This is a genomic window from Streptomyces sp. NPDC028928 (genome assembly GCF_055564915.1).
The window spans coordinates 1-9,614 of sequence record NZ_JBVHVI010000032.1; the positions used below are offsets into that span (position 1 = coordinate 1).

The 9,614-nt window shown below is 73.5% G+C and carries 1 protein-coding gene; it reads right to left on the bottom strand.

Annotated elements, in window-relative coordinates; translation table 11 throughout:
- Nucleotides 1–9,614: SDR family NAD(P)-dependent oxidoreductase (locus tag ACZ4U1_RS40035; protein ID WP_467909110.1), on the bottom strand; the 9,614-nt coding region annotated here is incomplete at both ends.

The window sequence follows — 9,614 nt, forward strand, 5'->3', positions numbered from 1 at the left end:
CCCGCCCGCTCGAACGCCTCCCACGACGTCTCCAGCAGCAACCGCTGCTGCGGATCCATCGCCAACGCCTCACGCGGCGAAATCCCGAAGAACCCCGGATCGAAATCCGCAGCGTCATGCAGGAACCCGCCCTCACGGACGTACGACGTACCCGTCCGCTCCGGATCCGGGTCGTACAGACCCTCCAGGTCCCAGCCACGGTCCACCGGGAATCCGTCGATGCCGTCACGGCCCGTGGCCACCATGTGCCACAGGTCCTCCGGGGAGCGCACCCCGCCCGGATACCTGCAGCTCATGCCGACGACGACGATGGGGTCCTGGTCGAGCGGAGCCCGCACCGGGAGTGATTCGCCGGTGGATTGGTCCGTGGTGCCGAAGAGTTCGCCGTACAGGTGTCGTGCGAGGGCATCGGGGGTGGGGTGGTCGAAGACGAGGGTGGCGGGCAGCCGCAGACCGGTCGCCGCGTTCAGCCGGTTCCGCAGGTCAACCGCCGTCAGCGAGTCGAAGCCCAGCTCCTTGAAGGCCCGGCCCTCCTCCACCGACGCCGCCGAACCATGACCCAACACCGCGGCCACCTGACCGCGCACCAGCTCGGACAGCTCCCGCATCCGCGCGTCCGGCGACAGCCCCGCCCACCGGTCGACCAGACCCGCGCCGGCGGCCTCGCTCACCCGAGCCCGGCGCACCCGGCCACCGGCCAGCCCGCGCACCACCGCCGGCACACCGGTGCCCAGCCCGCGCAGCACGGCCAGATCGAACCGCACCGGCAACACCAACGCCGGCCCCGCCGCCACCGCGGCGTCGAACAACGCGAGCCCGTCCGAGGACGACAACCCCAGAAGGCCCGACCGGGCGAGCCGGGCCGCCTCGGCCTCACCCAGCGCACCGGTCATCCCACTGCGCTGCTCCCACACGCCCCACGCCATGGACACGCCCGGCAGGCCGTCGGCCCGCCGCACCGCCGCCAGCGCGTCCACGAACGCGTTGGCCGCCGCGTAGTTGCCCTGTCCCGCGCTGCCCAGCACACCGGACGCCGACGAGAACAGCACGAACGCCGACAGGTCGAGTTCGCGGGTCAGCTCGTGCAGATTCCAGGCACCGTCGAGCTTGGGCCGCAGCACGGTGTCGAGCCGCTCGGAAGTCAGGGACGACACGACACCGTCGTCCAGCACGCCCGCCGTGTGCACCACACCCGTCAGCGGGTACTCGGCCGGGATCCTCGCCAGCACCTCGGCCAGCGCGGCACGGTCGGCGACATCGCACGCCACCACCGACGCCTCGGCACCCAACCCCTCCAGCTCGGCCACCAGTTCGGCGGCACCAGCGGCCCGCATGCCACTGCGGCTGAGCAGCAGCAGACGCCGTACCCCATGAGCCGTCACCAGATGCCGCGCCACCAGACCACCCAGCGTGCCCGTGGCTCCCGAGACCAGGACCGTGCCCTCACCCCAGACCGGCCCCTGAGACGCCGTCACCGGCACGGCCGACTGGACACGCGGCACGTAGACGACGCCGTCTCGAACCGCGAGCTGGGGTTCGTCCCCGGCGAGCACGGCGTCCAACGCGTCGGCCGGCCACGAGCCGCCGTCGTCGTCCAGGAGGACGAACCGGCCCGGGTTCTCCGTCTGGGCCGACCGCAGCAGGCCCCAGACCGGGGCGACCGCCAGGTCCTCGACGCCCTCCTCCGGGCCGGCCGCCACCGCACCCCGCGTGACCAGCACCAGCCGCGACGACGCGAACCGCTCGTCCGCCAGCCACCCCTGCACCAGCTCCAAGGCCCGGTAAGCGGTGTGGTGCGCCGCCCGGACCGTGTCCTCGTCCGGCGCCGCCACCGCGAACGGGACGAGCACCGCATCCGGCAGTACGCCGCCGTTGTCGACGGCGGAGACCAGCTCCGCCAGGTCTGCGTGGACGGTCGACCGGGCCGGGAGACCGGTCACGGCATCCGGCCGGCCTACGACCGCCCACACGCCCTGCGTGTCGTGAGTCACGGCAGCGTGCGGCAGCGGCGTCCACTCGACGCGGAAGAGGGTGTCACGCGTCCCGAGCGCGCCCGCGAGCTGCTCCGGGGCAAAGGGACGCAGGACGAGCGAGCCGACCGTGGCGACGGGCTGTCCGGTGCCGTCGGCGACGGTCACCGACAGCGCGTCCGCACCGGCCGGCGCCAGACGTACCCGCAGCACCGACGCTCCGGAGGCGTGCAGCGAGACGTCACGCCACTCGAACGGCAACCGCGCCTGCGCGTCGGCGAAGAACCCGCCCACCCGCGCAGCATGCAGGGCCGCGTCCAGCAGCGCGGGGTGCAGACCGAAGCGAGCCGCGTCCTCCCGCTGCCCCTCGGCCAGCTCCACCTCGGCGAACACCTCGTCACCGAGCCGCCAGGCGGCACGCACCCCCTGGAACACCGGCCCATAGCCGTACCCGTCGGCCACGAACCCGTCGTACAGGCCCTCGACATCCACCGCCACGGCCCCGGCCGGCGGCCACACCGCCAACTCCGCCGCACCCGCCGACGCCGACGCCGACGCCGACGAACCACCCACCGCCAGCACACCCGTCGCATGACACGTCCAGGCACTCTCCGCCGGTGCGTCCTCCCGCCGGGAATACACGGTGAACGCCCGGCCGCCCTCCGCGCCGGACTCGGCGACCGTGATCCGCAGCTGCACACCGCCCTGCTCGGGCAGTGTCAGCGGGGCCTGGAGGACCAGTTCCTCGACCACCTCGCAGCCGACCTCGTCACCGGCGCGCACGGCCAGCTCCACGAAGGCGGTACCGGGCAGCAGCACCACGCCGCCGACCGCGTGATCCGCCAGCCACGGATGCGTCCGCAGCGACAGCCGGCCGGTGAGTACCAAGCCTGTCGAATCCGGAAGCTCCACCGCCGCCCCGAGCATCGGGTGCTCCGCCGCCACGAGCCCGAGCCCGGGCAGCGCACCGGCCGTCGCCACAGCGGTGCCCAGCCAGTAGTGGCTGCGCTGGAAGGCGTAGGTAGGCAGGTCGGTGTGGTGCGCGCCGGTACCGGTGAACGCCTGTGCCCAGTCGACGTCGACGCCGTTGACCCACAGCTCACCGAGGGAGGTCAGGAAGCGGTCCAGGCCGCCGTCGTCGCGGCGCAGGGTGCCGGTCACGGCCGCCTCGTCGGCGGTGTCCTGGATGCTCATCGCGAGCACCGGGTGCGCCGACACCTCCACGAACACCGCGTGGTCCTGGTCGGCGAGAGCGCGTACGGCGTCCTCGAAACGGACCGTGCGACGCAGGTTGCGGTACCAATACCCGGCATCCAGAGCCTGCGTGTCCAGCCAGTCGCCCTCGACCGTGGAGAAGAAGGGGACGGTGGAGGTCTGCGGGCCGACCTCGGCCAGGACCCGGGCCAGCTCCTCCTCGATCCGCTCCACATGGGAGGTGTGAGAGGCGTAATCGACCGGGATACGACGAGCCCGCACGCCGTCGGCCTCACAGGCGGCGATCAGCTCCTCCAGGGCGGCAGGCTCACCAGCGACCACGACCGAGGCCGGGCCGTTCAGGGCAGCGATCTCGATACGACCGTCCCAGGCAGCAATCCGCTCAGCGGCCTGCCCAGCGTCCACAGCCAGAGACACCATGCCACCGTCACCGGCCAGCCCCGCCGCGATCGCCTGCGACCGCAGGGCCACCACACGGGCGCCGTCCTGGAGCGTCAACCCACCCGCGACACACGCGGCAGCGATCTCACCCTGCGAGTGACCGACCACAGCGGCCGGCTCGACACCGTACGAGCGCCACAGGGCGGCCAGGGACACCATCACCGCCCACGACAGCGGCTGCACCACATCCACCCGCTCCAGCGACGGAGCACCCGGAGCACCACGGAGAACAGCCTCCGCGTCCCAGTCCACGAACTCGGCAAGAGCCTCGGCGCATTCGGTGAACCGCTCGGCGAACACCGGAGCGGTGTCCAGCAGTTCCACACCCATCCCGGCCCACTGCGCACCCTGACCCGGGAAGACGAACACCACCCGGCCACCGGCACCAGACCCGGCGTTCACGTCACCAAGCCCGGCGAGGAGTTCCTCCCGGTCACGGCCGACCACAACAGCCCGGTGCTCGAACCGTGCCCGGCCCGTCGCCAACGTGAAGCCCACATTGACCGGAGAGAACTCCGACTCTCCTGCGAGATGGGCGAGGAGCTTCGCCGCCTGCTCCCGCAGAGCCTGCGCACTCCGCGCGGACAGGATCCACGGCACCGCCACCGGCTCCACCACAGCCGAGACCTCGGCCTCGGGCGCCTGCTCCAGGATCACGTGCGCGTTCGTGCCACTCACACCGAACGACGACACACCCGCCCGACGCGGACGGCCGTCGGCCGACGGCCACTCCCGCGCCTCCGTCAGCAGCTCGACGGACCCCGCAGACCAGTCCACCTTCGACGACGGCTCACCCACATGCAGCGTCCGCGGCAGCAGACCGTGCCGCATCGCCTCCACCATCTTGATGACGCCGCCGACACCGGCGGCCGCCTGCGCGTGCCCGATGTTCGACTTCAGCGAACCCAGCCAGAGCGGCCGGTCCCGGTCCTTCCCGTAGGTCGCGATCAGCGCCTGCGCCTCGATCGGATCGCCCAGGGACGTCCCCGTACCGTGCGCCTCGACCGCGTCCACGTCACCGGCCGACAGCCCGGCGTTCGCGAGCGCCGCCCGGATCACCCGCTGCTGCGACGGCCCGTTGGGGGCGGTCAGGCCGTTGCTGGCACCGTCCTGGTTGACGGCCGAGCCACGCACGACCGCCAGCACCGGATGACCGTTGCGCCGCGCGTCCGACAGCCGCTCCAGCACCAGCATGCCGACACCCTCGCCCCAGCCCGTGCCGTCCGCGTCGTCGGAGAAGGACCGGCAGCGGCCGTCCGGGGACAGGCCCCGCTGCCGGCTGAACTCCACGAAGGCCATGGACGTGGCCATGACGTTCACGCCGCCGGCCAGGGCGAGGGTGCACTCGCCAGCCCGCAGCGCCTGCACCGCCAGGTGCAGGGCGACCAGCGACGACGAGCAGGCCGTGTCCACCGTCACCGCCGGGCCCTCAAGACCGAGGGTGTAGGCCACGCGGCCGGAGATGGCGGAGGTGGTGCTGCCGGTGAGGTAGTAGCCCTCGCTGCCCTCGCCGGCCTGCTCCTGGCCGAAGGCATAGCCCTGGGCCGCGGCGCCGGCGAAGACGCCGGCCTGGTGGCCGCGCAGGGAGGTGGGGTCGATGCCCGCGCGTTCCAGGGCCTCCCACGACGACTCCAGCAGCAGCCGCTGCTGCGGGTCCATCGCCAGCGCCTCACGCGGCGAGATCCCGAAGAAGCCCGCGTCGAACTCGGCCGCGGTGTGGAGGAATCCACCGCTGTGGACGTACGACGTGCCGGGACGGTCGGGGTCGGCGTCGTACAGCGCGTCGAGGTCCCAGCCGCGGTCCGTGGGGAACCCGGTGATGCCGTCGCCGCCGGAGGCCAGCAGCTCCCACAGCGCCTCGGGAGAGTCGGCGTCACCGGGGTAGCGGCAGCTCATGCCGACGATCGCGATGGGGTCGTCGTCCTGCGCCGCCGCGCCGGCCGGGCCGGCCGTGGTCGCGCCGGGACCGGGCTCGGTGCCGAGCAGTTCGTCGCGCAGGTGACCGGCCAGGGCGCCGGGGGTCGGGTGGTCGAAGACGAGGGTGGCGGGCAACCGCAGGCCGGTCGCGGCGTTGAGGCGGTTGCGGAGTTCCACCGAGGTCAGGGAGTCGAACCCGAGTTCCTTGAAGGCGCGGTTCTCCCCCACCGCGGCGGCGGACCCGTGGCCGAGGACGGTCGCGACGTGCCCGCGGACGAACTCCGACAGCGCGGCCAGCTGTTCGTCTTCCGGGCGTCCGGCCAGCTGCCGTACGAGGGCCGAGGGCGCGGCCGTGGACTGCTCCCCCGCGGTCGCGGCCCGGGCTCGGCGTACGGCGGTGCCGCGGACCAGGCCGCGCAGCAGCGCGGGAAGGGGTGCCGCGGCGGCGCGCAGCGCGGCCGTGTCGAACCGGACGGGCAGCGTCAGCGCGGTGTCGGCCGCGACGGCGGTGTCGAAGAGGGCCAGCGCCTCCTCGGAGGACAGGGCGGTCAGGCCGGAGCGGGCGATACGGGCGAGGTTGACGTCGTCCAGCTCGCCCGTCATGGCGCTGCGCTGTTCCCAGAAGCCCCAGGCCAGCGAGGTGGCGGGCAGTCCCTCGGCGCGGCGGGCGGCGGCCAGGGCGTCGAGGAAGGTGTTGGCCGCCGCGTAGTTGCCCTGGCCCGCGTTGCCCAGCACGCCCGAGACGGACGAGAACAGGACGAACGCGGACAGGTCGAGTTCGCGGGTCAGCTCGTGCAGGTTCCAGGCGGCGTCGGCCTTCGGGCGCAGTACCGTGTCGATCCGCTCGGGGGTGAGCGCGGGCAGCATGCCGTCGTCCAGCACGCCGGCGGTGTGGACGACGGTGGTGAGGGGCCGGTCGGCCGGGATGCCGTCCAGGAGGTCCGCCAGTGCCTGCCGGTCGGCGACGTCGCAGGCGACCAGGTCGGCGCGGGCGCCGAGAGCGGAGAGTTCGGCGACGAGTTCGGCGGCGCCGTCGGCGGCCGGGCCGCTGCGGCTGACGAGCAGGAGGTTGCGTACGCCGTGCCGTTCCACGAGGTGGCGGGCCACCAGTCGGCCGAGGGTGCCGGTGGCGCCGGTCACCAGGGCGGTGCCGGCTCCGCTGCCGGCCGGCGGGGCGGGCACCGTGAGGACCACCTTGCCGATGTGGCGGGCCTGGCTGAGGTACCGGAACGCCTCGGGCGCCCGTCGCACGTCCCAGGAGGCGATCGGCAGCGGAGTGAGCACGCCCCGCTCGAACAGCTCCAGCAGTTCGGTGAGCATCTCCTGGGTGCGGTCGAGCCCGGCCTCGCCGAGGTCGAACGCGCGGTAGGTGACGCCCGGGTGGGCCGCGGCGACCTCGGCGGGGTCCCGCTGGTCGGTCTTGCCCATCTCCAGGAAGCGCCCGCCACGCGGCAGCAGCCGCAGGGAGGCATCCACGAACTCGCCCGCGAGCGCGTCCAGCACCACGTCCATGCCGCGTCCGCCGCTCGTCGTGCGGAAGCGCTCCTCGAAGTCGAGGGTGCGGGAGGAGGCGATGTGCGCGTCGTCCAGTCCGGCGGCGCGCAGCGCGTCCCACTTGCCCTCGCTCGCGGTGCCGTAGACCTCGGCCCCCCAGTGCCGCGCCAGCTGGACGGCGGCCATGCCGACGCCGCCGGCGGCGTTGTGCACGAGCACCGACTCGCCGGTACGCAGGCCGGCCAGGTCGCGCAGGCCGTAGTAGGCGGTGAGGAAGACGACGGGCACGGACGCGGCCTGGACGAAGGACCAGTCGGCGGGCATGGGGGCGAGCATCCGCCGGTCGGTGACGGCGACGGGACCGAACGCCCCGGAGAAGACACCCAGCACGCGGTCGCCGACCGCCAGGTCGGTCACGCCCTCGCCGACCTCCAGGACGACACCGGCGGCCTCGTTGCCCATCACCTGCTGGTTCGGCACCACGCCCAGGGCCAGCAGGACGTCCCGGAAGTTCATGCCGGCGGCCCGCACCTGCACCCGTACCTGTCCGGGCGCGAGCGGCTCCTCGGCCGGCGGGTACTCCCGCAGCTCCAGGTTGCCGAAGGAGCCCTTGACCGGGATCTCCAGCCGCCAGGCGGACGTCCCGGCCGGCGGGATCAGCGCGCCGCCGGCCCGGCCTGCGCGGGCCAGTCGCGGCACCCGGACCTCGCCGTCCCGCACCGCCACCTGCGGCTCGTCCTGTGCCACCGCCCACCGCACGGCGTCCGGCAACAGGTTCCTGGACGCCTCGCTGTCGTCGGTGTCGAGCAGCAGGAACCGGTCCGGGTTCTCGGTCTGCGCCGACCGCAGCAGCCCCCACACCGGCGCACCCGCGAGATCGGCCACCCCCTCGTCGGGGCCCGCGGCCACGGCGCCCCGCGTCACCAGGGCCAGCCTGGTCCCGGCCGTCGCGAACCGCTCGTCCGCCAGCCATGCCTGTACGACGTCCAGGGCGCGGTGGGCCGCGGCGCGCGCGGCGTCCGCCATCCCGCCCTCTTCCTGCGACTCCGTCGTAACGGGCAGGACGACGATGTCCGGGAGGGCGGTACCGGCGTCCACCGCGTCGCCCAGCGCGGCCAGGTTGTGGTGGCTGTCGGCCGTCGGGTGGGCTCCGAGGCCGGCCGGGCCGTCCCCGATCAGCGCCCAGCGGCCGGAGCCGGCGGCGTGGTCGGCCACGGCCGATGCCTGGACCGGCGTCCAGTCGAGGTGGAAGAGCGCGTCGTGTCCCGGCGTCCGGGCGGCGTCCGCGGCAGCCGCGAGCTGCTCACGGTCGACGGGCAGACAGACCAGCGACTCCACTGTGGCGACGGGCTGTCCGGTGCCGTCGGCGACGGTCACCGACAGTGTGTCCGCACCGGCCGGCGCCAACCGCACCCGCAGCACCGACGCACCCGACGCGTACAGCGACACACCACGCCACTCGAACGGCAACCGTGCCCGGTCATCGGAGAAGAACGCACCCAGCCGCACACCGTGCAACGCCGCATCCAGCAGCGCGGGGTGCAGCCCGAAGCGAGCCGCGTCCTCCCGCTGCCCCTCGGCCAGCTCCACCTCGGCGAACACCTCGTCACCGAGCCGCCAGGCGGCACGCACCCCCTGGAACACCGGCCCATAGCCGTACCCGTCGGCCACGAACCCGTCGTAGAGACCCTCGACATCCACCGCCACGGCCCCGGCCGGCGGCCACACCGCCAACTCCGCCGCATCCGCCGACGCCGACGCCGACGAACCACCCACCGCCAGCACACCCGTCGCATGACAGGTCCAGTCCGTGTCGGCCGAGGCGTCGCCGACGCGGGAGTACACGGTCAGCGACCGCCGTCCCGTCTCGTCCGGCTCGCCCACCATGAGCTGGAGCTGTACGTCCTCGGTCTCCGGCATGATCAGCGGCGTCTGGAGGGTCAGTTCCTCCACGGCATCGCAGCCGACCTGGTCACCGGCCCGGACCGCGAGTTCCACGAAGGCCGTGCCGGGCAGCAGTACGGCTCCGGCCACGGCGTGGTCGGCCAGCCACGGATGCGTCCGCAGCGACAGCCGACCGGTCAGCAACAGCCCTTCCGCACCGGCGAGTTCGACGGCCGCACCGAGCAGCGGGTGCTCCACCGAGCCCAGTCCGAGACCGGTCGCCGCGGCGGCATCCGTTGCGGGGGCGGGTGCGTCGAGCCAGTAGCGGTGGCGTTGGAAGGCGTACGTGGGCAGGTCGACACGCTGGGCACCGGTCCCGGTGAACACTGCCTTCCAGTCCACCCCGACCCCGTGAGCCCAGACCCGGGCCAGCGCCGACACCAGCGCCTTCTCCTCCGGACGACCACCACGCAACGCGGGAACGAACACCGCCTCCGAAGCCACCTGCGAACCCGGCCCCGTCAACACACCATCCGGACCCAGCTCCAGGAAGACCGACACACCCTGCGCGGCCAGCTCCGCCACACCATCGGCGAAACGCACCGCCTCACGGACATGCCGCACCCAGTACTCCGGAGTACAGACCTCCGCCGACGCGGCGACCCGACCGGTCAGGTTCGACACCAACGCAAC